Raw genomic sequence first — 20988 nt, forward strand, 5'->3', positions numbered from 1 at the left:
GGCTCACCCGCTCAGCGGACCACCAGGCGCTTGCTCACCGGGGCGACCCCGTCACCCTTCACCTTGAGCGTCCAGGTGCCGGCGGCGCCCAGCGTCACCACCGTCTCGGCGGTGCCGTTCGGCTCGGCCTTCAACTCGGCCATCCGCTTGCCGTCGGGGTTGAGCACGTACAGCGTCCGGGCCCCGGCGGTCTTGTTCGTCACCTTCAGCGAGAGCTTCTCGCCGGGCTCGGCGATCAGCCCGTCGGCGCCGGTGAGCGTGTCACCGGTCAGCTCGACGGCGACCGCCCGGTCGTACGCGGTCTCCGCCGCGGCGCTGGCCACGTTGCCGTCGTCGGAGACGGTGATCCGGGTCCGCACCCCGTCGCCCTGCCGACCGGGCTTGCAGGCCACCTCGTACGAGCCGGTGGCCAGCGTGGCGCGCAGGTCGCCGGTGCGTCCCGCCGGCACGTCGGCCACCTCGGCGACGACCTTGGTGAAGCCGTCGCCCTCCCGGCCGTAGACGTAGACACCGGTGGCCTGCTGCCCCCGGTTGGTCACGGCGAAGGTGACCGTGCCCGGGGTGAACAGCGTGGTGGTGACCTCGCAGCTCGTGTCGGTGGCGGTCACCGGAACCTGCTCACCCTTCGGCGCGGGCTCGTCGTCACCGCAAGCGGTGAGCGCGGTGGCGGCGCAGAGGACGGTCAGGACGGCGGCGGTACGGCTCTTCATCGGGGCTCTCCGGAGCGGAGGTCAGCGCGCTGACCGGTACGGGGGTGGGGGACTTCGCGAAGTCAGCAGAGTCTAAGCGGGCGCGGCGTCCCGGCAAGGCCCCAGGGCGGCGCGAATGTCCGGCTCCGGTGCGACGATGATGGCGGGATGCGACTGGTCTCCCTCCTCCCCTCCGCCACCGAGATCGTCTACGCCCTGGGGCTCGGCGACGACCTGGTCGGGGTGACGTTCGAGTGCGAGGTGCCGGCGGCGTACCGGGCCGGCGTCACGGTGGTGGTGGGCGGCCGGGACACCCGCGGCATGAGCCCCGGCGACATCGACGCGTACGTCCGGGAACGGGTCGCGGCCGGTGCGGACCTCTACACGCTGCACGCCGGCGCGCTGGCCGGGCTGGACCCGGACCTGATCCTCACCCAGGACCTGTGCCGGGTCTGCGCGCTGCCCTCGGGTCGGGTGGCCGACGCCGTGGACCACCTCGGCGCCCGGGCGGACGTGCTGTCGCTGGACCCGTACACCCTCGACGACGTGCTGGGCACGATCCGCGCGGTGGGCGCGGCGGCCCGGGTGCCGGAGCGCGCGGAGGCGCTGGTGGACGGCCTGCGGGCCCGGCTGGCGGCGATCGGCGCGGCGGTGGCCGGCCGGCCCCGGCGGCGGGTCGCCGTCGTCGAGTGGGTGGACCCGCCGTTCGGCGCCGGGCACTGGATCCCGGATCTCGTGGACGTCGCCGGCGGCACGCCGGTGGCCACCCACCCCGGGGCCCGGTCCACGCCGACGACCTGGGCGGACCTGCGGGCCGCCGACCCGGAGGTGGTGCTCGTCGCGCCGTGCGGCTTCCGCCTGGACGGCGCGGCCGAGCAGGCGGACGTGGTGGCCGGGCACTTCCCCGGCGCCGAGGTGTGGGCGCTGGACGCGGACGCGCTGATCGTGCGCGCCGGCCCACGCCTGGTCGACGGCGCCGAGGCGATCGCCGCCATCCTGCACCCGGACGCCCTCCCACCCGTCTCCCCACCGCCGCCCGCCGAACCGCCTGACCCCACCCCCGCCCGCCCCACCCTCACCCCCACCGCCGGCCCCGCCCTCGCCCTAGGCGGTGTCTTCAAAGGATCTTGGTGTCGGATGATGTAGCGCGTGGGTCGTCGCTACGAGTTGTCTGACGTCGAGTGGGAAGCGCTGTCGAGGTATCTGCCGTCGGCGGTGACCGGTGGTCGGCCGCGGGCGGATGACCGGCGGGTGCTCAACGGGATCGTGTGGAAGATCCGGGCTGGAGCAGCGTGGCGGGACGTGCCCGCCCGTTACGGCTCGTGGCAGTCGATCTACACCCGTTTCCGCAGGTGGGCCCTTGATGGCACGTTCGAGCGGATGCTCGCCGGGGTCCAGGCCGACGCGGACGCGGCTGGTGACATCGACTGGCTGGTGTCGGTCGACTCCACGATCGTGCGCGCTCACCAGCACGCAGCCGGCGCTAAAGGGGGCGGCGGGAATCGGACGAACCACAAGATCACGCCCTCGGTCGAAGTCGAGGTGGACTGACCACCAAGATTCACCTCGCCTGCGACGGCTGGGGTCGGACCCTGGCGTTCGTGCTCTCCGGTGGCAACGTCAACGACTGCACCCGCTTCACCCACGTCATGGCCGCCATCCGTGTCCAGCGGGTAGGAACCGGCCGGCCTCGAGTCCGCCCGGACCACGTCATCGCCGACAAGGGCTACAGCTCCAAGGCCATCCGGTCCGACCTGCGCCGACGAGGCATCGGGCACACCATTCCCGAGCGCGCTGACCAGCAGGCCAACCGCCGCCGACGAGGCAGTCGGGGCGGCCGGCCACCAATGTTCGACAAGCAGCTCTACAAACGGCGCAACGTCGTCGAACGCTGCTTCAACCGGCTCAAGCAGTGCCGCAGCGTCGCCACCCGCTACGACAAGACCGCGACGTCGTACCAGGCCACCGTCACCATCGCCGCGCTACTGCAATGGTTGTAACTCTTTGAAGACACGGCCTAGCCCCGCCCTAGCCCTAGCCCCTCCCTCGCCTCGTCGATCTTGGACTTGTGGTCGTAAATAAAAGCCGCCTAAGCGACATTCGAGGCGCCACAAGTCCAAGATCGACGGGACCGATACCGGAACCAAGACCGAGGGCGGGGCGGAGCGGGACCAATACCGGGGGCGGGACCGAGACAAGGACCGGGGGTGAGGGTGGGGCGGGACGGGGAACGCCGCCCTCGCGGGTGCGGGGCGGCGTTCGGGTGGAGCGGGGGCGGGTCAGGTCATGTCGTCGTAGCGGCGTTCGATCGGGGCGGGAGCGGTGATCGGCGCCGGGGCCTCGACCGGGGCGGACGCCTCGATCCGGGCGCCCGTCGGCACCGGCTCGTTCGACAGGTCCAGCGGTGACACCTCGTCGTCGTCGATGCCCGCGTAGACCTCCCGGCCCTTTCCACGCCGCCGGTCGTTGAGGAACGCCACCCCGACCGCACCGAAGTAGAGCGCAGAGAGGCAGATCGCCAGTGCCGTCATGCCGAACGGGTCCGGCGTCGGCGTGACCACCGCGGAGAACGCGAAGAACACGAAGATCGCCACCCGCCACCAGCTCAACAGCCGCTTCGCGCTGGCCAGGCCGACGAAGTTGAGCATCAGCACGATCAGCGGGAACTCGAACGCCACCCCGAACAGCAGGATCAGGTTGGTGACGAAGGAGATGTAGCGGGTCACCTCGAGGTTGGTCGCGATGTCGTCGCCGGAGACGTTGAGCAGGAACTCCAGGCCCTTGGTGGTGACGAAGAACGCCAGCACCGCGCCGGCGGCGAACAGCGGGGCCGCTAGCGCGGTGAAGATGTATGCGTAGCGCCGCTCGTGCCGATGCAGACCGGGGGCGATGAACGCCCAGAGCTGGTAGAGCCAGACCGGCGCAGCGATGATCAGGCCGACCCAGAGACCGATCTTCAAATTCAGCAGGAAGACGTCAGCGACGCCAAGCTGGACGAACAGGCACTTGCCGGTGTCCGGATCGACCGACTGCGGCAGGTCGCAGTAGGGCTGCGACAGCAACTTCCGGACCGGCTCGGCCAGCCAGAAGCCGAAGCCGAAGCCGACGACGACCGCCAGCGATGCCCGGAACAGGCGGTTACGCAGCTCGCGGATGTGCTCGATGAGCGTCATCGAACCGTCGGACGCGCGCGCGAACGAACTCGGCCCGCGCTTCTTCAACCCGAAGGCCACGGTGGTGGGGGCCCTTTCGGATCAGTTCTCGCGGACGCGGTGCACCGGGTCGACCGGCGGGGCGACCGGCTGCTGCGGCTGCGGGGCGTACTGCTGCTGCTGCGGCTGCGCGAACTGCTGCTGGCCCTGCGCGTACTGCGGGTGGCCCTGGACCGGCTGCTGCGGCGGGAGCGGCTGGTAGCCGGCCTGCGCGTCGGCCTTCTCGGCCAGGTCACGGTCGTCGTCGTGCAGGCTCTTGGTCTCGGCCTTGATGATCCGCAGCGAGCGGCCCAGCGAGCGGGCCGCGTCGGGGAGCCGCTTCGCGCCGAAGAGCAGGATCAGCACGACCACGAGTACGGCGATGTGCCACGGCTTGAGGGCACCCATGGGAAGCTCCAGTCGCTCTGTGTCGGTGTGTGGTGGGTCGCCGCCCATCGTACGTGCGTCGAAGCGGCTTGCCACCCCCGCCGGGTCTGCTGGTGCCGGCCCGGTCGGTGAAGTCTCGACCAACCCGAAGTGTCCCGTCAACCACCCGTCACGCAGCATTCGGGCGGGAAACGACCCACATCGATCACTCCCCGCGCTTGGCCTTGATCAACGTGACCCGCTGCTGCGCGACGGCCGCCCGCTCCTGGAGCGTCTCGGCCCGCGCCTGCAACTCCTCGGCGGCCGCGCGCAGCGACTCCGCCTCGACCGCCCGGCGCTGCAACGCCACCGCCGAGCGGCGCAGCCGGGGCAGCCGCGCCACCACCGGACGGACCGCCAGGGCCAGCACGACCAGCGCGAACAGCACGACCCCGAGCACGATCCAGATCACCACGGCGGTCAGCCTAGCCGGTGACGCCGGTCGCCGCCGGATCGGCGGTGCCGGTCGGGACCGCGTACGCGTCGAGCGCGGCGACCGCCTGGGCGCGGACCTGCTCGGCCAGCTCGGCCGGCGCCACCACGGTCACCTCCGGGCCCAGCCCCAGCACGAACCGGCGGGCCCAGCCCAGATCGGTGACCCGCAGCGACACCAGCCACTGCTCACCGTCGGCCTCGACCCGCTCGCACGGGTAGTATTCGGTGATCCACCGCTCGCCCCGGCCGACCCGCAGCGTGATCAACGGCAGGTCGGCCGAGGGCCGGAACACCCCGTCGCTCAGGTCGTGCGGGCGGGCCTGCGGCGGCACCACGGCCCGCTCCGGCAGTTCGGTGACCGCGTCGATCCGGTCGGCGCGGAACAGCCGTACCGCCTCGGCCCGGCGGCACCACGCCTCCACGTACGCCCGGCCACCGACCATCAGCATGCGCAGCGGGTCGATGGTGCGTTCGGTGGTCTCGTCGCGGGCCGGCGTGTAGTAGGTGATCCGCAGCGCCCGGCCCCGCTCGACCGCAGCGCGCAGCTCGCGCGCCCGGGCGGTGTCGCCCGGCAGCCGCACCTCGACCGGCGCGCCGGCCAGGTCACCCGCCGCGCTCTCGATCTTGGCGAGGGCCCGCTCCACCGCCTCCCGGTTGGCCACCCCGGGCGTCTCGACGAGCATCCGCAACGCCACCACCAGGGCCAGCGCCTCGTCCGGGGTGAGCCGCAGCGGCCGGTCGATGCCGGCGTCGTAGGTGATGGTCACCCGGTCACCGTCGAACGCCATGTCGATCAGGTCGCCGGGGCCGTAACCGGGCAACCCGCACACCCACAGCAGCTCCAGGTCCTCCCGCAACTGCTTCTCGGTCACCCCGAGGTCGTGCGCCGCCTCGGCGATCTCGATGCCCGGGCGGGCCAGCAGGTAGGGCACCAGGTTGAGCAGCCGGGCCAACCGGTCGGCCGAGGCGCGACCGCCGCGGGTCGCCGGCCGGGTCACCGGACACCCCCGGTGACCGCCAGCTCGTCGTGCCGGGCGGCGACCTCCTTCAACCGCTGGATGACCGCCTCACGCACCTCCGGCGGCTCCAGCACCCGCACGTCCGGGCCGTACCCGACGACCTGGCCGGCCAGGAAGTCGGCGTCGGCGTACGGCAGCACCAGCCGGTCGCCGTCCGGGCCGGCGTGGCTCTCCACCGCCCAGCGCCGCAACCCGGCGGCGCGGCCCGGCGCCACCAGCACCGTCGCCCGGCCGGTGCGCTCCACCGGCCCCGACCAGCGGGCCACGTGGCTGATCAGGTCCACCCCGGCGGGCGGCTGGTAGGCGCCCGGCTCACCGGTGGCCCGCACCGTGCCCACCACCCGGGACAGCCGGAAGCAGCGGGTCGCCGCCCGGTCCAGGTCGTGGCCGACCACGTACCACCGGCCGCGCCAGCAGACCACTCCCCACGGCTGCACCCGGCGGCGCGTCGGCGCGTCCCGGTCCGGCACCCGGTAGTCGAAGGTGACCTCCCGCCGGTCGCGCGCGGCGGCGGTCAGCGGCGCGAACGCCGGGTCGACCGTCACCATCGGCTCCAGACCCAGGGTGGCCTGCGGATCCACGTCGATGCCGGCGGCACGCAGCTTCGCCAGCCCGGACGACGCGGCGGCGGCCAGGCCGGCGTGCTGCCACAGCCGGGCCGCGATGCCCACCGCGGCGGCCTCGTCCGGCTCCAGCGGGATGTCGGGCAGGGCGTATTCCCGGTGGGCGATCCGGTAGCCCGGCTCGGCGTCGAAGACGCTGGCCGTCCCGGTCTCCAGCGGCACGCCCAGCTCCCGCAGCTCGGCCTTGTCCCGCTCGAACTTGCGCTGGAACGCCTCGTGGTCCTTGGCGTCGTCCGGATCGTGCTCGTAGCCGGGCACGGTCGCGGCGATCTGGGCGGCGGTCAGGAAACGCCGCGTGGACAGCAGGCAGATCACCAGGTTGACCAGGCGTTCGGTACGGGTCCGGGACACGTACCGAACGCTAGCAGCCCGCACGTCCGACGCGGGCACCCGCGCGGGCGCGGCGCGGCCCGGGCTCGACGGGCGGCCCGTCCGGACCGGTCATAGGGTGAGCGGATGGCGGAAGCGGAAGTCAAGACCGAGAGCGTCGGCACCGTCGTGGTCGCCGGCGCGGCGAACCTCGCCATCGCGATCGCCAAGCTGGTCGCCGGCCTGATCTCCGGCTCCGCGGCGATGCTCTCCGAGGCCGCCCACTCGGTCGCCGACACCACCACCGAGGTGCTGCTCTACCTGGCGCTGCGCCGTGGCGCACGGCCCGCCGACCCCCGCCACCCCTTCGGGTACGGCAAGGAGAGCTACGTCTGGGCGTTCCTCGCCGCGCTGTTCACGTTCGTGGCCGGCGCCGGCTTCGCCATCACCCACGGCGTCACCACCATTCTGGTGCACGAGCACACCGGCAGCTACCTGACCGCGTACGTCGTGCTGGCCGTCTCGTTCGCGATCGAGTCGGTGTCGCTGGCCCGGGCCGTCCGACAGGTACGCGGCGAGTCGAAGCGCTGGGGCACCACCCCCCGCCGCTACCTGCGGCTCACCGCCGACACCACGGTCAAGGCGGTCTTCCTGGAGGACAGCGCCGCGCTGATCGGCCTGCTGCTCGCCGCCGCCGGCCTCACCCTGTCGCACCTCACCGGCGACGAGCTCTGGGACGGGATCGCCTCGATCCTCATCGGCGTGCTGCTGCTGGTGGTCGCCGCCGTCCTCGCCCGCAGCAACATCTCGCTGCTGGTCGGCCGCGCCGTGTCGGAGCGGGTGCACCGCCGGATCGAGCAGGAGCTGGCGCAGCTCCCCACCGTCGACCGGGTCGACACGTTGATGACCATGGTCCTCGGCCCGGACGACATCCTCGTCGCCGCCAAGGTCGACTTCCGCGACGACGCCACCGGCGCCGAGATCGAGGCCGCCGCCGACGAGGCCGAACGGCGGCTCACCGGGGAGTTCCCGGAGATCGCGTACGTCTTCCTCGACCCGACCCGCTCCCGAGGCGCCGGCCGCCGCGCCCGGACCACCCAGGACGAGCCCGACCGGCCGGTCGACCAGGAGGCCTGACCCGGCCGGCGGCCACCCGGTCGCCGGCCGATAGCGTGCCGGCATGGTGCGATGGCGGTCCGGCACGGTCACGACGGTACGGCGGCGGTGGGCCGGCGCGGTCGAACTCGACGTCACACTGCCCGACGGCGCCCGGATGCGGGCCCTCGCCTACCCGGCGCTGGTCGGCGACCCGGAACCCGGCGACCGGGTGCTGCTCAACGCCGGCGCCCTGCTGATGGGCCTCGGCACCGGCGGGTACGCGCTCGTCGTCGCGCTGCCCGACCGGCTCCCCGCCGACCCGCCGCAGGCCGGCGACACCCGCGACGCCGGGCACCTGGTCAAGGCCCGCTACACCCCGCTGCAACCGATCCTGCTCGGGGTGGACGAGGAAGCCTCCCCGCACCACGCGCGCCTGGCCGACGCCGAGACCATCGACGGGATGCCGGTGGTCACCGCCGACCTGCACTCCGCGCTGCCCGCCGTCCTGGCCGGCGTGCACGCCGACGCCCCCGGCGCCCGGGTGGCCTACCTGCTCACCGACGGCGGCGCGCTGCCCGCCTGGTTCTCCCGCACCCTCGCCGGGCTCGCCGGCCACCTCGCCGGCACGGTCACCGTGGGGCAGGCGTTCGGCGGCGACCTGGAGGCCACCACCCTGCACAGCGGCCTGCTCGCCGCCCGGCACGTGCTCCACGCCGACCTGGCGATCGTCGCCCAGGGGCCGGGCAACCTCGGCACCGGCACCCGCTGGGGGTTCTCCGGGGTCGCCGTCGGCGAGGCCGTCAACGCCGTCGCCACGCTCGGCGGACGCCCGGTCGGCTCGCTGCGCGTCTCCGGCGCCGACCCCCGACCCCGGCACCGCGGCGTCTCCCACCACAGCCTCACCGCGTACGGCCGGGTGGCGCTGGCCCCCGCGGAGCTGGTCGTGCCGGACGGCCTCGGGGAGGATCTGGCCGCCGCCGTGACGGCGGCGCTGGCGCCCCTGGCCGAGCGGCACCGGATCGTCACCGTACCCACCGACGGCCTCGACGCGGCGCTACGCGCCAGCCCGGTCGGACTGTCGACGATGGGCCGCGGCCTCGACGCCGACCACGCCTACTTCCTGACCGCCGCCGCCGCCGGCCGGCACGCCGCCGGCCTGCTCGACTGAGCCGAACCCAGGCTCAGCCGAACCAGAGGATCAAGCCGATCCAGGCGACCACGATCACCACCAGCGCGACCGCCATCACCCAGGTCGGGATCCGGTGGTCACCGCGGCGGTTGCGCTCGATCTCCGCGCGGATCTTCTCCCGCCGCCGGTCGATCCAGTTGAGCTTCTCGGTGCCGCCGTCCCGCTCGCGGCCGGAGGTCTGGCCGCGCTCGCGGCCCTGCGGTTCGGAAGTGTCCATGGCGACGCCAGCGTACCGGTGCCCGGGCGGCCGGCGTCGGGCACCGGCCGCCCACCGGCCTCACATGCTCGCGATCAGCCGCTCCACCCGCTCGTCGTACGCCCGGAACGGGTCCTTGCAGAGCACCGTGCGCTGCGCCTGGTCGTTCAACTTCAGGTGCACCCAGTCGACGGTGAAGTCACGCCGCTTCTCCTGCGCGTGCCGGATGAACTCGCCGCGCAGCCGCGCCCGGGTGGTCTGCGGCGGCGTCTCCTTCGCCTCGAAGATCTCCGGGTCGTTGGCCACCCGGTCCACCTCGCCCCGACGCTCCAGCAGCCCGTAGAGGCCCCGGCCGCGCCGCAGGTCGTGGTAGGCCAGATCCATCTGCGCCACCCGCGGATGCGACAACGGCAGGTCGTGCTTGCGCTGGTAACGCTCGATCAACTTCAGCTTGCTCACCCAGTCGATCTCCCGCGCCACCGGGTCCAGGTCACCGGTCTCCACCGCCCGCAACACCCGCGCCCACAGGTCCACCACCCGCTTGGCGGTCTGGTCACCGCCCCGGCGCTCCACGAACTCCGTCGCCTTGGCCAGGTATTCCTGCTGGATCTCCAACGCCGACACCTCCTTGCCGGAGGACAGGCGGACCTTGCGCCGGCCGGTGATGTCGTGCGACACCTCGCGGATCGCCCGAATCGGGTTCTCCAACGTCAGGTCCCGCATCACCACGCCCGCCTCGATCATCCGCAGCACGATGTCGGCGGTGCCGACCTTCAGCAGCGTGGTGACCTCGTTCATGTTGGAGTCACCGACGATCACGTGCAGCCGGCGGTAGCGCTCCGCGTCCGCGTGCGGCTCGTCGCGGGTGTTGATGATCGGCCGGCTGCGGGTGGTCGCCGAGGAGACGCCCTCCCAGATGTGCTCCGCACGCTGCGACAGGCAGTAGACCGCGCCGCGCGGCGTCTGCAACACCTTGCCCGCGCCGCAGATCAACTGCCGGGTCACCAGGAACGGGATCAGCACGTCGGCCAGCCGGCCGAACTCGCCGTGCCGCGACACCAGGTAGTTCTCGTGGCAGCCGTACGAGTTGCCGGCCGAGTCGGTGTTGTTCTTGAACAGGTAGATCTCGCCCGCGATGCCCTCGTCGTGAAGCCGCTTCTCCGCGTCGACGAGCAGCCCTTCCAGGATCCGCTCACCGGCCCGGTCGTGGGCCACCAGGTCGGTCACCGAGTCGCACTCCGGTGTCGCGTACTCCGGATGCGAACCGACGTCCAGATAGAGGCGGGCGCCGTTGCGGAGGAACACGTTGCTCGACCGGCCCCACGACACCACCCGCCGGAACAGGTACCGCGCGACCTCGTCGGGGGACAGACGGCGTTGCCCGCGATAGGTGCAGGTGACGCCGTACTCGGTTTCGAGGCCGAAGATTCGCCGCTCCATGATGAGACATTAGCCGCCCGGAGCCCCCGATGGGCAGCGCGCGGCGTCACCGTCCTGCGGCGGCCCCGCCCCGGACAGCAACGGACCCCGCCACATCGCCGACGTGACGGGGTCCGACACCGGCCTCACTCGCCGGACGTGTCCTCCTGGTTGCCCTCCAGGTCGGCGGAACCGGCCGACGTGGTCGGCTTCTTCGCCTCCTCGGTCGGCACCGTCGGGGTCTTCGCCCGCCCCGGCGCCGGCGCGACGTCCGCCTCCGCGTCGCCGTCCAGCAGCGCGGACAACGCCGCGCCGGTGATCCGCCGGAACGTACGGCCCACCCGGGCCCGGTCCAGCACCGCCACCTCGAGCTGGTTCGCGGCGATCGTGCGGGCCGCCCCGCCGTCACCGCCGACGCTGCTCAGCGCCTTCATCGCGGCGCGCACCGCCTCGGACAGCGACATCTCCGGCCGGTGCTCGTTCTTCAGCACCCCGGCGATCGCCTCGGACTGCCCACCCATCGCCATCCGGCCCGGCTCGTCGTTGACCGAGCCGTCGTAGGTCACCCGGTAGAGCGAGTCGTCCTCCGCCGACGCGCCCACCTCGGCCACGCAGATCTCCACCTCGAACGGCTTCGACTGCTCGGTGAAGATGGCGCCCAGCGTCTGCGCGTACGCGTTCGCCAGCGCCAGGCCGTTCACGTCCCGCCGGTCGTAGCTCAGGCCGTTCAGGTCGGCCATCCGCACGCCCGCGCGGCGCAGGTTCTCGAACTCGTTGTAGCGCCCGACCGCGGCGAAGCCGATCCGGTCGTAGATCTCGCTGACCTTGTGCAACGTGCTGGACAGGTTCTCGGCGACGAAGAGCACGCCGCCGGCATAGCTCAGGACCACCGCGCTGCGGCCCCGGGCGATGCCCTTGCGGGCCAGCTCGGAGCGGTCGCGCATGATCTGCTCGGGCGAGGCGTAGAACTGCATGGCCACGGCGGTGGTTCTCCTTCGTGCCTGTGGTGCGGGACTGCTGACTCGGTGGGGGTGGGAGCGGCGTCAGCCGCCCGGGTTCTCCATCCGGCCGGACACCACACCCTCCGCGATCGCCGCCGTCTCGGCGTCGGTGAGCCGGTGGGTGCCGTCGGCCGTCGCGGTCATCACGACCGGGTAGATCCGCCGGGTCAGGTCGGGACCGCCGGTGGCGGTGTCGTCGTCCGCCGCGTCGTAGAGCGCCTCGACGGCCAACCGCGTCGCGTCGTCGATCGACAGGCCGGCCCGGAAACGCTTCTTCAGCGCCGACTTGGCGAACAGCGAACCGGAGCCGATCGCGTCGTAGCCGGTCTCCTCGTAGGGGCCGCCGGTGACGTCGAAGCTGAAGATCCGGCCGGCCCGCGCCGGGTCGCTCGCGGCCAGGTCGAAGCCGGCGAACAGCGGCACCACCGCCAGGCCCTGCATGGCCGCGCCCAGGTTGCCCCGGATCATCGAGGCCAGCCGGTTGGCCTTGCCGTCGAGCGAGAGCATCGCGCCCTCGATCTTCTCGTAGTGCTCCAGCTCCACCTGGAACAGTCGCATCAGCTCGATGCCGATGCCCGCCGTGCCCGCGATGCCGACCAGCGAGTACGCGTCGGCCGGGTGCACCTTCTCGATGTCGCGCTGGGCGATCAGGTTGCCCATGGTGGCTCGCCGGTCGCCGGCCATGACCACGCCGCCGGCGGCGGAGATGGCCACGATCGTGGTCGCGTGCGGCGCCAGGTCGGCGGCCATGCCGGGCGGCAGCGGCCGACGGCCGGGCAGCATCTCGGGGGCCGCCTTGCTCAGGAACGTGGTGAAGGAGGACGTCCCCGCGTTGGTGAACACATCTGGAAGACGCCCGGATGGATCAAAACCCGCTGCCACGTGGTTCCTCTCAGGTATGTGATCGCCCCGGCCAGGTTGTCGAGGTCGTCCTTGAACTGGCCGAGACCGCCGTTGCAGTTGAAGCAGAGTATCCCGCGCACCCATCCGGTGCGATGATCGTGGTCCAGATGTTCCGGATCGGGACGCCGACAGATCGCGCACCGACCGCCCTGCTCGGCCAGGAGCTCCTGGAACTCCTTCTCACCGATGCCGTAGCGGCGACGTAGGTGGTACTCCCGGCTGCCGCCGTAGGGCCGCTGCTTGGTCTCGTTGCCACGGGCGATGTGGCAAGGCTTGCAATAGCTGTGCCGGCCGCTCGCGTTCGTCGTGCGGGGAAAGTCGTCGACCGGCTTGATCTGCTCACAGTCCGGACACCATTTGAGGCCGTCCCCGACCGGCTCGGCGGCCTTGCGCTGCGGCGCGATCCCGCGCTTCCGTCGACTTGCCTCGGAACGCGCGACGGCACAGGTCTTGCAGTAGAACGCCAGCCCGTCGGGCCGCCGTCGGTTACGGTGAAACGCCGACGGCGGCAAGGATCGGCCGCACTGAGGACAGAGCTTGTCCGAAGCCCCCGGCAAATCGGACATAAGCCTCATTGACCCCCTTTCTGCACATATCCTCTCACGAATTCCTCGGCGTTCTCCTCCAGGACGGAGTCGATCTCGTCGAGCAGGTCGTCGACGTCCTCGGTGATCTCGGCGTGCCGCTCGGCAACCTCGGGGTTGGCCTGAGCGGTGACCTCCTCGACCTCCTCGTGGGACTTGCCGGACTGGGTCTGCCCACCCTCTTGTGCCGCCATGGTGGTGCCTCCTCCACGATCGCCTGCGATCAACTTACCTCGCGCGGACGACGAAAGGCCCGTCGCGCGCGGGGTTCCGGCACTCGACGGGCCTTCCGGCATCCTGGTCAGCCGCCGGTGAGCATCTCCAGCAGATCCTTGGCGCTCTCGCACCGGTCGAAGAGCTGGCCGACGTGCGCCCGGGTGCCCCGCTCGGGCTCCATCATCGGCACCCGGACGAGCGACTCGCGGCCCACGTCGAAGATGACCGAGTCCCAGCTCGCGGCGACCACCTCGGAGGCGTACCGGTCCAGGCAGCGGCCGCGGAAGTAGGCCCGGGTGTCCTCCGGCGGCTCGGTCATCGCGGTGCGGGTCTGCTCGTCGGTGAGCAGCGTCTTCATCGAGCCGCGCTGGACCAGCCGGTGGTAGAGGCCCTTCTCCGTCCGCACGTCGGAATACTGCAGGTCGACCAGTTGCAGCTTGTGCGAGCCCCAGCCGAGCTTCTCCCGCTCCCGGTAGCCCTCCAGCAGGCGCAGCTTGGCCACCCAGTCCAGCTCGTCGGCGCACTCGAAGGCGTCGCGGCCGAGCCGGTCCAGCACGCTCTCCCAGCGGTCCAGGACGTCGGCGGTCTGCGCGTCCACGTCGGCGCCGTAGCGGTCGTCCACGAAGGAACGGACCCGGTCGAGGTAGGCCCACTGCACGTCCAGCGCGGTGAGCCGGCGACCGTCGCGCATCCGCATGAGGTGCTTCAGCGACGGGTCGTGGCTGACCGCGCGCAGCTCGGCGACCGGGTCGGCGATGCCCAGGTCCGCGCCGAGCGCCTTCTCCTCGATCATGGTGAGGATCAGCGCGGTGGTGCCGACCTTGAGGAAGGTGGAGATCTCGGAGAGGTTGGCGTCGCCGATGATGACGTGCAGCCGGCGGTATTTGTCGGCGTCGGCGTGCGGCTCGTCGCGGGTGTTGATGATGGGCCGCTTGAGCGTGGTCTCCAGCCCGACCTCGACCTCGAAGAAGTCGGCGCGCTGGGAGATCTGGAAGCCGCTCTGGCCGCCGTCCTGGCCGATGCCGACGCGGCCGGCGCCGCAGACGATCTGCCGGGTGACGAAGAACGGCGTCAGGTACGCCACGATGTCGGCGAACGGCGTCTGCCGGCGCATCAGGTAGTTCTCGTGGGAGCCGTAGCTGGCGCCCTTGTTGTCGGTGTTGTTCTTGTAGAGGTGGATGGGGTGGGTGCCCGGGATGGTGGCCGCCCGCCGGGCCGCCTCGGCCATCACCCGCTCCCCCGCCTTGTCCCAGCGCACCACGTCCAGCGGCGTGGTCACCTCGGGCGTGGAGTATTCGGGGTGGGCGTGGTCGACGTAGAGCCGGGCGCCGTTGGTGAGTATCACGTTGGCGAGCCCGAGGTCCTCGTCGGCGAGCGCCTCGGCCGGGTCGTACGCCGCCCCGGAGTAGGTGAATCCGCGGGCGTCGCGCAGTGGCGACTCCTCCTCGTAGTCCCAGCGTGCCCGCCCGCCCCGGTTGAGTTCGGGTCGTGCTCCGTAGGCGTTGACCACCTGCGACGAGGTGACCATCGGGTTGGCTCCGGCCTGGCCGGGCACGGAGATGCCGTACTCGACCTCGGTGCCCATGATCCGTCTGACGCTCATCGACCTGCCCGCTCCGCTCGCCGTCGGGTTCCCCGTCACGTCGAGCGTAGTCGGCGCGTGGACGGTAGGTGGTGTGCCGGGCCCGGGGCGGGCGGCCGGAGCGGGGTTCCGCCCCGGCCGGCCCGGTGCCTCGGGTCAGAAGAAGCGGTACATCTCGGCCGCCGCCGGCTCGGTCTCCGAGGCCTTCGGGGCGGTGACGGTGACCGGCTCGCCGAAGCTGTGCATCTTCATCTCGTTGTCGACCTTCCCGGCGGCCGTGTCGAACGTGTACGTGAGCAGGGTGAGCCGGCCCGCGTCGTCGAGCGTGGCCTCGAACGGCACCGACTTGGTCTTGAGCACCTTGAACGCGTTCCGCAGCGTCCCCCGCTCGCTCTCGCTGGAGGCGGCCGCGACGGCCTTGTCGGGGTCGGCGACGCCGGTGTAGCGGCCGTCGCCGGCCGGCTCGGCGGAGACCACCCCGCCGAGGATGCCGGCCTGCGCGCGGATGTCGAGGCCCTGGGCCAGTTGGCCGTCGGGGCGCAGCCGCTTGCGGTCCAGCTTGAGCCAGCGCTTGCTCTCGGACTTGTCCTGCTGGACGTAGACGGCGTCGGCGGTGACGACCATGCTGACCGGCTCGGGGGTGGCCATGTCCAGCGTCATGCCGCCGGTGGCGGGGTCGAGGGCGGAGCGCATGGTGACGGTCTGGTTGCCCGCCTTGATGACGACGTCCATCCGGACGGACTTCTCCAGGCTGCGCTGGAAGCCCTGCCGGATCTCGGCGGGCGCCTCGGCGGCGGTGGGCGTGGAGGCGGACGCCGAGGCCGACGGCGCGGCGCCCGGGTCGGATGCGGGGTCGGTGGAGGTGCCGCAGGCGGCGAGCAGGACCGTCAGGGAGACGGCCAGGGCCGGGACAAGTGATCTACGCACGGGTGCAGACCCTAGCGGGCGGCGTCCGTTCGTGTGGCCCCGGAAGAGACCGACCGGGACGGCGCCTGCGCGGCGCCGCCCCGGTGGATCGATCTCAGAGGTACTGGCCGGTGTTGCTGGCGGTCTCGATGGACCGGCCGGCCTCGGCGCCCTTGCCGCCGGAGACGAGCGTGCGGATGTAGACGATCCGTTCGCCCTTCTTGCCGGAGATGCGCGCCCAGTCGTCGGGGTTGGTGGTGTTGGGCAGGTCTTCGTTCTCGCGGAACTCGTCGACGCACGCGTCGAGCAGGTGCTGCAGGCGCAGCCCCTTGCGCCCGGAGGTGAGGAACTCCTTGATGGCCATCTTCTTGCCCCGGTCGACGATGTTCTGGATCATCGCGCCGGAGTTGAAGTCCTTGAAGTAGAGGACTTCCTTGTCGCCGTTGGCGTAGGTGACCTCGAGGAAGCGGTTCTCCTCGGTCTCCGAGTACATCCGGAGGACCACGGCGTCGATCATGGCGGCCACGGTGGCCCGCGGGTCGCTGCCGTGTTCGGCCAGGTCGTCGGCGTGCAGGGGCAGGTCGGCGAGGACGTACTTGGAGAAGATGTCCTTGGCCGCCTCGGCGTCCGGCCGCTCGATCTTGATCTTCACGTCGAGCCGGCCCGGGCGCAGGATCGCCGGGTCGATCATGTCTTCCCGGTTGGAGGCGCCGATGACGATGACGTTCTCCAGGCCCTCCACGCCGTCGATCTCGCTGAGCAACTGCGGGACGATGGTGTTCTCCACGTCGGAGGAGACGCCGGAGCCGCGGGTGCGGAAGATCGAGTCCATCTCGTCGAAGAACACGATCACCGGGGTGCCCTCGCCGGCCTTCTCCCGGGCGCGCTGGAAGATCAGCCGGATGTGCCGCTCGGTCTCGCCGACGTACTTGTTGAGCAGCTCGGGACCCTTGATGTTGAGGAAGAAGCTGGTGTGCCGCTCCTTCCCCTCGCGCTCGGCGATCTTCTTGGCCAGGGAGTTGGCCACCGCCTTGGCGATGAGCGTCTTGCCGCAGCCGGGCGGGCCGTAGAGCAGGATGCCCTTCGGCGGCCGGAGCTGGTGCTCGCGGAACAGGTCGGCGTGCAGGAACGGCAGCTCCACCGCGTCGCGGATCTGTTCGATCTGCGACTGGAGGCCACCGATGTCCTCGTAGCCGACGTCGGGCACCTCCTCGAGGACCAGCTCCTCGACCTCGCTCTTCGGGATCCGCTCGTACGCGTACGCCGAGCGGGGCTCGATCATGAGCGAGTCGCCGGCCCGGATCGCGCTGCCGATCAGGGTCTCGGCGAGGTGCACGATCCGCTCCTCGTCGGAGTGGGACACCACCAGCGCCCGGTCACCCGGAGCGCCGTCGGGACCCGCCAGGATCTCCTTGAGCATCACCACCTCGCCGACCCGTTCGAAACCGAACGCGTCGACGATGTTGAGCGCGTCGTTGAGCAGGACCTCCTGGCCACGGCTCAGCTCGTCGACCTCCAGCGAGGGCGAGACGGCGACGCGGAGCTTGCGCCCGCCGGTGAACACGTCCACCGTGCCGTCGTCGTGCCTCGCCAGGAAGACGCCGTAACCGCTCGGCGGCTGGGCGAGTCGGTCGATCTCCTCCTTGAGCGTCACGATCTGCGCGCGAGCCTCCTTGAGGGTGCTCACGAGCCGCTCGTTGTTCTCGTTCAGCCGTGCCAACTGCGCCTGGGTGGCGGCCAGCCGCTCTTCGAGCTGCCGGACGTGTCGGGGGCTTTCGGTCAACTTGCGTCGCACCAGAGCGAGTTCCTCTTGCAGGAACGCGACCTGCGTGGAGAGATCGTGGGCTTCCTTCTCCCACCGTGCGGCGCGCGAGTCCGCGTCGTCGCTGCGTGCCACGTCCCACCTCCCCGGGGGGCTTGAACGTTCTGAGCTAACACTAGCCGCTATGAGCCCGATTCGGTCCTCCGCAACGCGCTCGTCACCGAAGCTTGATCGCCAAGGGCTGGTCGACGGGCGGGTACGGGCGTTCGGGTACCGTCGGAGTCCGGGACGGGAGAACATGGGGGGTGCTTCGTGACCGACGTCGCGACCGACCAGTTGCAGGTCTGGGTGGATCAGGATCTCTGCACGGGTGACGGGCTCTGCGTGCAGTACGCGCCGGAGGTCTTCGAGTTCGACGTCGACGGCCTGGCGTACGTCAAGGGCGCCGACGGTGAGCTGCGGCTGGCGCCGGGCGCCCGGGTGGACGTGCCGGAGCACCTGCGCCTCGAGGTGATCGACTCGGCGAAGGAGTGCCCGGGCGAGTGCATCCACGTGGTGCGGGGCAGCGACGGCGTCGAGGTGGCCGGCCCGGAGGCCGAGGACTGAGACCGATGCGGCGGGCCGGGGACACCGTCCCCGGCTCACCGTCGTCTCAGAGCATGGGACGGCCGACGACCGAGGCGACCAGCCGGGCGAATTCCTCCAGCCGGGTGATCTGCCCGGCGCCGCCGTCGTCGAGCGTCTTGCCGAAGCGCAGCGCGTCGTGCCGGGGGGTGCCCACCGCCTCGTCGCTCGGCGGCGCCTCGTCCAGCGAGCTGAGCAGCAGGTAGACGTCGATGCTGTCGACCCGGACCGTGCCGTCGTCGGCGCGGGTGAGCCGGCGCCGGCAGCCGACCTCGGTGACGGTGGAGACCGGCACCACGCGCAGCGACGAGGTCATCGCGCCCGGTGGCCCCTCCCCCGGCGGGACGTCCTCGCCGTGCCAGAGCACCAGCCGGCTGCCGTCGCAGACGACGACCTCCTGCCACACCCCGTTGACCTCGTTGACGAAGCGTTCCAGGGTGAAGCCGAGCACCGAGGCGCCCCGCAGCACCCCGCCGAGCGCCTCCAGGGCGATGTCGGGGTCACGCAGGTAGGCCCGGGCGGCCGACTCCAGGTCGGCGTAGGGCGACCAGTCGGGGAAGACGGCGGGCATCTCGCCGTTGCCGTAGCCGGGACTGCTCACGCCACCTCCCGTCGGCCCGCGCCGCCGTCGCCGGGGCGGACGCCCCGACCGCCCCGCGCCCCGATCCGCTCCCTCATGCTTACCGTCTCCGGTGTCGTCGTCCCCACGGGCACACATGATTCCCCCGCCCGCGGTGGTTCGCGCGGCGGGGGTCAGGACTGCTCGGGTTCCTCCGCCGACCGGGCCGCCGCGGCGGCGCGCAGGGCGTCGCGGCGCTGCGCGTACGCCTCGGCGCCCTTGCTGGGCTTGCGGCGGCGCGGCGGCGCGGTGACCCCGGGGGCGAGCTTGCGCGCGGAGACCAGGAACGCGGTGTGCGCGATCATGCGGTGGTCGGGCCGGACCGCCAGCCCTTCGGCGTGCCAGTCGCGGACCATCGACTCCCAGGCGCGCGGCTCGGTCCAGCCGCCGCGCTCGCGCAGCGCCTCGACCAGCTCGGAGAGCTGCGGGGTGGTGGCCACGTAGCCGATCAGCACGCCGCCGGGGACCAGGGCCCGCTCGACCATGTCGAGCATCTCCCACGGGGTGAGCATGTCGAGGATGATCCGGTCGAAGCCGGTCTCGGCGCAGTCGGCGACGTCGCCGACGTGCAGCCGCCACGCCGGGTGCGGGCCGTTGAAGAACGCCTCGACGTTGCGCCGGGCGATCTGGGCGAAGTCGTCGCGCATCTCGAAGGAGTGCAGCTCACCCTCGGTGCCGACGGCGCGCAGCAGCGAGCAGGACAGCGCGCCGGAGCCGGCGCCGGCCTCCAGCACCTTGGCGCCGGGGAAGACGTCGCCCATGGCGACGATCTGCGCGGAGTCCTTCGGGTAGATCACCTGGGCGCCGCGGGGCATGGAGAGCACGTAGTCCGACAGCAGCGGCCGCAGCGCGAGGAAGGCGGTGCCGCCGCCGGCGGTGGTGACCACGCTGCCGTCGGGCAGGCCGATCAACGTGTCGTGCTTGAGGATGCCCCGGTGGGTGTGGAACTCCTTGCCGGGCTCCAGCGTCACGGTGTGCATCCGGCCCTTCGGGTCGGTCAGCTGGACCCGGTCGCCGGGCCGGAACGGCCCGCGGTGCACCGGAGGCAGCGCCGGGACGGTGGAGAGCTCTGCGGTCACGTGTTCGTCTTCCGTTTCGGTTCGAGGAGCTGGGCGAGATCCGCGATGTGCAGCACGCCGACCACATCTTCGCCTGCCGTCACCGGGTACTGCGCGCCCGGGTGGGTGCGGACGGTCTCCAGCACCCGCTCGCCGTCCGCGGCGACCGGCAGGGTGGGCAGGTCGGCGAGGCCGCGGGCCACCTCGTCCACCGCGAGCCACGGCCGCCGTTCCGGGGGTACGGCGGCGGCGCGGGCCGGGTCGACGAGCGCCACGGTACGGCCGGCGGAGTCGACCACGGCGAGCGCGGCGTCGGGCGTGCCGGCCTCGTCGCGGCGGCGTTGCGCCTCGGCCAGCGGGGTGCCGGTGGGCACCGGCAGCAGCGGGCGGGCGAGCCGGGTCAGGTCGACCAGGTGCAGCCGGCGGCCGATGCGGGCCAGCCGGATGGACTGCCCGGCGCCGCGCCACAGCGTCAGCGCGACCAGCAGGAGCAGCGGCAGGGCCAGCGGGGCGAGCGCCCGGCGCAGGGTGAGCACCACCACCAGGGCGAGCGTGCCCAGGGCGACGGCCCGGCCGACCCAGCCGGCCACCTCGGTGCCGCGGTGCCGGTCGCGGGTGAGCGCCCAGACCGCGGCGCGCAGCGCGCGCCCGCCGTCGAGCGGCAGGCCGGGCAGGCTGTTGAAGATCGCCACCACCACGTTGCTGACCGCGAGTTGGAAGGCGAGCTGGTGGCCGAGCGTGCCGGCGGGCAGCGCGAGCGTGGCGGCGACCGCGCCGGCGCCGAGCACCGCGGACACGGCCGGGCCGGCCAGCGAGATCAGCAGCTCGACGCGGGGGGTCGGCGCGTCGCGGTCCATCTCGGTGTAGCCGCCGAGCAGTTCCAGCGTGATTCCCCGCACACCGATGCCGTGGCGGCGCGCGGTGAGCGCGTGGCCCAGCTCGTGCAGCAGCACGGAGCCGAGCAGCGAGACCACGAAGCCGAGGCCGACCAGGTAGCCGCCGAGGTGCCCGAGGTCGAGCTGGCGGCGGGCCAGGGCCGCGTAGAGCACGGTGACCACGACGGTGAGCAGGAGCATCGAGGCGTCGGCGCGCAGCGGCACGCCGAAGACCCGGCCGAGGCTGAGCCCGCGCCGGCGCCG

22 protein-coding genes and 1 pseudogene are annotated in these 20988 nt (G+C 72.2%); 5 read left to right on the forward strand and 18 right to left on the reverse strand.

Annotation, left to right across the window (positions count from 1 at the left end):
• Window positions 1–11 precede the first annotated feature (11 nt).
• Complete coding sequence (locus tag H1D33_RS11010) at window positions 12–710, reverse strand: hypothetical protein (RefSeq protein WP_181568159.1); 699 nt, start codon at window positions 708–710, stop codon at window positions 12–14.
• A 147-nt stretch (window positions 711–857) separates the two neighbouring features.
• Here H1D33_RS11010 and H1D33_RS11015 point away from each other — a divergent pair, with 147 nt between their 5' ends.
• Window positions 858–1835 carry an ABC transporter substrate-binding protein gene (locus H1D33_RS11015; RefSeq protein ID WP_307755391.1) on the forward strand — a complete coding sequence of 326 codons (978 nt, stop codon included), beginning with the start codon at window positions 858–860 and terminating at the stop codon, window positions 1833–1835.
• A 3-nt stretch (window positions 1836–1838) separates the two neighbouring features.
• A pseudogene (locus H1D33_RS11020) lies at window positions 1839–2689 on the forward strand (IS5 family transposase).
• A gap of 279 nt (window positions 2690–2968) precedes the next feature.
• On the opposite strand, the gene tatC reads toward H1D33_RS11020, so the two are convergent.
• The 5 genes from tatC to H1D33_RS11045 form a co-directional block, all read right to left on the reverse strand.
• Window positions 2969–3922: a twin-arginine translocase subunit TatC gene (tatC, locus tag H1D33_RS11025; protein ID WP_181568157.1), complete on the reverse strand. Its 954-nt coding sequence runs from the start codon at window positions 3920–3922 to the stop codon at window positions 2969–2971.
• Window positions 3923–3943: 21 nt separating this feature from the next.
• Window positions 3944–4288, reverse strand: a complete 345-nt coding sequence (tatA, locus tag H1D33_RS11030) for a Sec-independent protein translocase subunit TatA (RefSeq protein ID WP_181568156.1) — start codon at window positions 4286–4288, stop codon at window positions 3944–3946.
• Between the two features lie 184 nt (window positions 4289–4472).
• Window positions 4473–4721 (reverse strand): hypothetical protein, encoded by a 249-nt coding sequence (locus H1D33_RS11035; protein WP_181568155.1) that lies wholly within the window; start codon window positions 4719–4721, stop codon window positions 4473–4475.
• Window positions 4722–4731: 10 nt separating this feature from the next.
• Window positions 4732–5739 carry a helix-turn-helix transcriptional regulator gene (locus tag H1D33_RS11040; RefSeq protein WP_181568154.1) on the reverse strand — a complete coding sequence of 336 codons (1008 nt, stop codon included), beginning with the start codon at window positions 5737–5739 and terminating at the stop codon, window positions 4732–4734.
• On the reverse strand, window positions 5736–6734 hold the full coding sequence (locus H1D33_RS11045) for a helix-turn-helix transcriptional regulator (protein WP_181568153.1): 999 nt from the start codon (window positions 6732–6734) through the stop codon (window positions 5736–5738). Before H1D33_RS11045 ends, H1D33_RS11040 begins: the two co-directional genes overlap by 4 nt.
• Window positions 6735–6839: 105 nt before the next feature.
• Between H1D33_RS11045 and H1D33_RS11050 the strand changes: the two genes are divergently transcribed.
• Both H1D33_RS11050 and H1D33_RS11055 read left to right on the forward strand, forming a co-directional pair.
• Window positions 6840–7829 carry a cation diffusion facilitator family transporter gene (locus H1D33_RS11050; RefSeq protein ID WP_181568152.1) on the forward strand — a complete coding sequence of 330 codons (990 nt, stop codon included), beginning with the start codon at window positions 6840–6842 and terminating at the stop codon, window positions 7827–7829.
• Window positions 7830–7872: 43 nt separating this feature from the next.
• Entirely contained in the window at window positions 7873–8958 is a 1086-nt protein-coding gene (locus H1D33_RS11055; protein ID WP_181568151.1) for a DUF3866 family protein, read from the forward strand.
• A 13-nt stretch (window positions 8959–8971) separates the two neighbouring features.
• Here H1D33_RS11055 and H1D33_RS11060 read toward each other — a convergent pair whose 3' ends face one another.
• From H1D33_RS11060 to arc, 9 genes are all read right to left on the reverse strand, one after another.
• Window positions 8972–9196 (reverse strand): hypothetical protein, encoded by a 225-nt coding sequence (locus H1D33_RS11060; RefSeq protein ID WP_181572962.1) that lies wholly within the window; start codon window positions 9194–9196, stop codon window positions 8972–8974.
• A gap of 60 nt (window positions 9197–9256) precedes the next feature.
• A complete protein-coding gene (pafA, locus tag H1D33_RS11065; protein ID WP_181568150.1) occupies window positions 9257–10615 on the reverse strand; it encodes a Pup--protein ligase in 1359 nt (452 codons plus the stop codon).
• Window positions 10616–10740: 125 nt separating this feature from the next.
• Complete coding sequence (prcA, locus tag H1D33_RS11070; RefSeq protein WP_181568149.1) at window positions 10741–11574, reverse strand: proteasome subunit alpha; 834 nt, start codon at window positions 11572–11574, stop codon at window positions 10741–10743.
• A gap of 63 nt (window positions 11575–11637) precedes the next feature.
• Window positions 11638–12477 (reverse strand): proteasome subunit beta, encoded by an 840-nt coding sequence (prcB, locus tag H1D33_RS11075; RefSeq protein WP_181568148.1) that lies wholly within the window; start codon window positions 12475–12477, stop codon window positions 11638–11640.
• Entirely contained in the window at window positions 12396–13064 is a 669-nt protein-coding gene (locus tag H1D33_RS11080; RefSeq protein ID WP_181568147.1) for an endonuclease VII domain-containing protein, read from the reverse strand. Before H1D33_RS11080 ends, prcB begins: the two co-directional genes overlap by 82 nt.
• A 5-nt stretch (window positions 13065–13069) precedes the next feature.
• Window positions 13070–13276, reverse strand: a complete 207-nt coding sequence (locus tag H1D33_RS11085) for a ubiquitin-like protein Pup (protein ID WP_181568146.1) — start codon at window positions 13274–13276, stop codon at window positions 13070–13072.
• A gap of 107 nt (window positions 13277–13383) precedes the next feature.
• A complete protein-coding gene (gene dop / locus H1D33_RS11090) occupies window positions 13384–14901 on the reverse strand; it encodes a depupylase/deamidase Dop (RefSeq protein WP_349255164.1) in 1518 nt (505 codons plus the stop codon).
• Between the two features lie 135 nt (window positions 14902–15036).
• Complete coding sequence (locus tag H1D33_RS11095) at window positions 15037–15807, reverse strand: hypothetical protein (protein WP_181568145.1); 771 nt, start codon at window positions 15805–15807, stop codon at window positions 15037–15039.
• 94 nt (window positions 15808–15901) lie between these two features.
• A complete protein-coding gene (gene arc / locus H1D33_RS11100; protein ID WP_181568144.1) occupies window positions 15902–17683 on the reverse strand; it encodes a proteasome ATPase in 1782 nt (593 codons plus the stop codon).
• Between the two features lie 177 nt (window positions 17684–17860).
• Here arc and H1D33_RS11105 point away from each other — a divergent pair, with 177 nt between their 5' ends.
• Window positions 17861–18154 carry a ferredoxin gene (locus H1D33_RS11105; protein WP_181568143.1) on the forward strand — a complete coding sequence of 98 codons (294 nt, stop codon included), beginning with the start codon at window positions 17861–17863 and terminating at the stop codon, window positions 18152–18154.
• Window positions 18155–18200: 46 nt separating this feature from the next.
• Here H1D33_RS11105 and H1D33_RS11110 read toward each other — a convergent pair whose 3' ends face one another.
• From H1D33_RS11110 to H1D33_RS11120, 3 genes are all read right to left on the reverse strand, one after another.
• Window positions 18201–18773, reverse strand: coding sequence for a hypothetical protein (locus tag H1D33_RS11110; protein WP_181568142.1), 573 nt, complete (start codon window positions 18771–18773; stop codon window positions 18201–18203).
• Between the two features lie 152 nt (window positions 18774–18925).
• A complete protein-coding gene (locus tag H1D33_RS11115) occupies window positions 18926–19870 on the reverse strand; it encodes a tRNA (adenine-N1)-methyltransferase (protein WP_181568141.1) in 945 nt (314 codons plus the stop codon).
• Entirely contained in the window at window positions 19867–20925 is a 1059-nt protein-coding gene (locus H1D33_RS11120) for a M50 family metallopeptidase (protein WP_246412238.1), read from the reverse strand. The genes H1D33_RS11115 and H1D33_RS11120 overlap by 4 nt, the downstream gene beginning before the upstream one ends.
• Window positions 20926–20988: the final 63 nt, after the last annotated feature.

The sequence above is a fragment of the Micromonospora ferruginea genome, from assembly GCF_013694245.2.
In the GTDB taxonomy this organism is placed as follows: domain Bacteria; phylum Actinomycetota; class Actinomycetes; order Mycobacteriales; family Micromonosporaceae; genus Micromonospora; species Micromonospora robiginosa.

Coding starts and splice junctions, on each gene's coding strand:
- H1D33_RS11120 (WP_246412238.1), bottom strand. CDS start 20,925: ATGCTCCTGCTCACCGTCGTGGTCACCGTGCTCTACGCGGCCCTGGCC.
- H1D33_RS11055 (WP_181568151.1), top strand. CDS start 7,873: ATGGTGCGATGGCGGTCCGGCACGGTCACGACGGTACGGCGGCGGTGG.
- H1D33_RS11085 (WP_181568146.1), bottom strand. CDS start 13,276: ATGGCGGCACAAGAGGGTGGGCAGACCCAGTCCGGCAAGTCCCACGAG.
- dop (WP_349255164.1), bottom strand. CDS start 14,901: ATGAGCGTCAGACGGATCATGGGCACCGAGGTCGAGTACGGCATCTCC.
- H1D33_RS11060 (WP_181572962.1), bottom strand. CDS start 9,196: ATGGACACTTCCGAACCGCAGGGCCGCGAGCGCGGCCAGACCTCCGGC.
- H1D33_RS11080 (WP_181568147.1), bottom strand. CDS start 13,064: ATGTCCGATTTGCCGGGGGCTTCGGACAAGCTCTGTCCTCAGTGCGGC.
- H1D33_RS11010 (WP_181568159.1), bottom strand. CDS start 710: ATGAAGAGCCGTACCGCCGCCGTCCTGACCGTCCTCTGCGCCGCCACC.
- H1D33_RS11015 (WP_307755391.1), top strand. CDS start 858: ATGCGACTGGTCTCCCTCCTCCCCTCCGCCACCGAGATCGTCTACGCC.
- pafA (WP_181568150.1), bottom strand. CDS start 10,615: ATGGAGCGGCGAATCTTCGGCCTCGAAACCGAGTACGGCGTCACCTGC.
- tatA (WP_181568156.1), bottom strand. CDS start 4,288: ATGGGTGCCCTCAAGCCGTGGCACATCGCCGTACTCGTGGTCGTGCTG.
- H1D33_RS11050 (WP_181568152.1), top strand. CDS start 6,840: ATGGCGGAAGCGGAAGTCAAGACCGAGAGCGTCGGCACCGTCGTGGTC.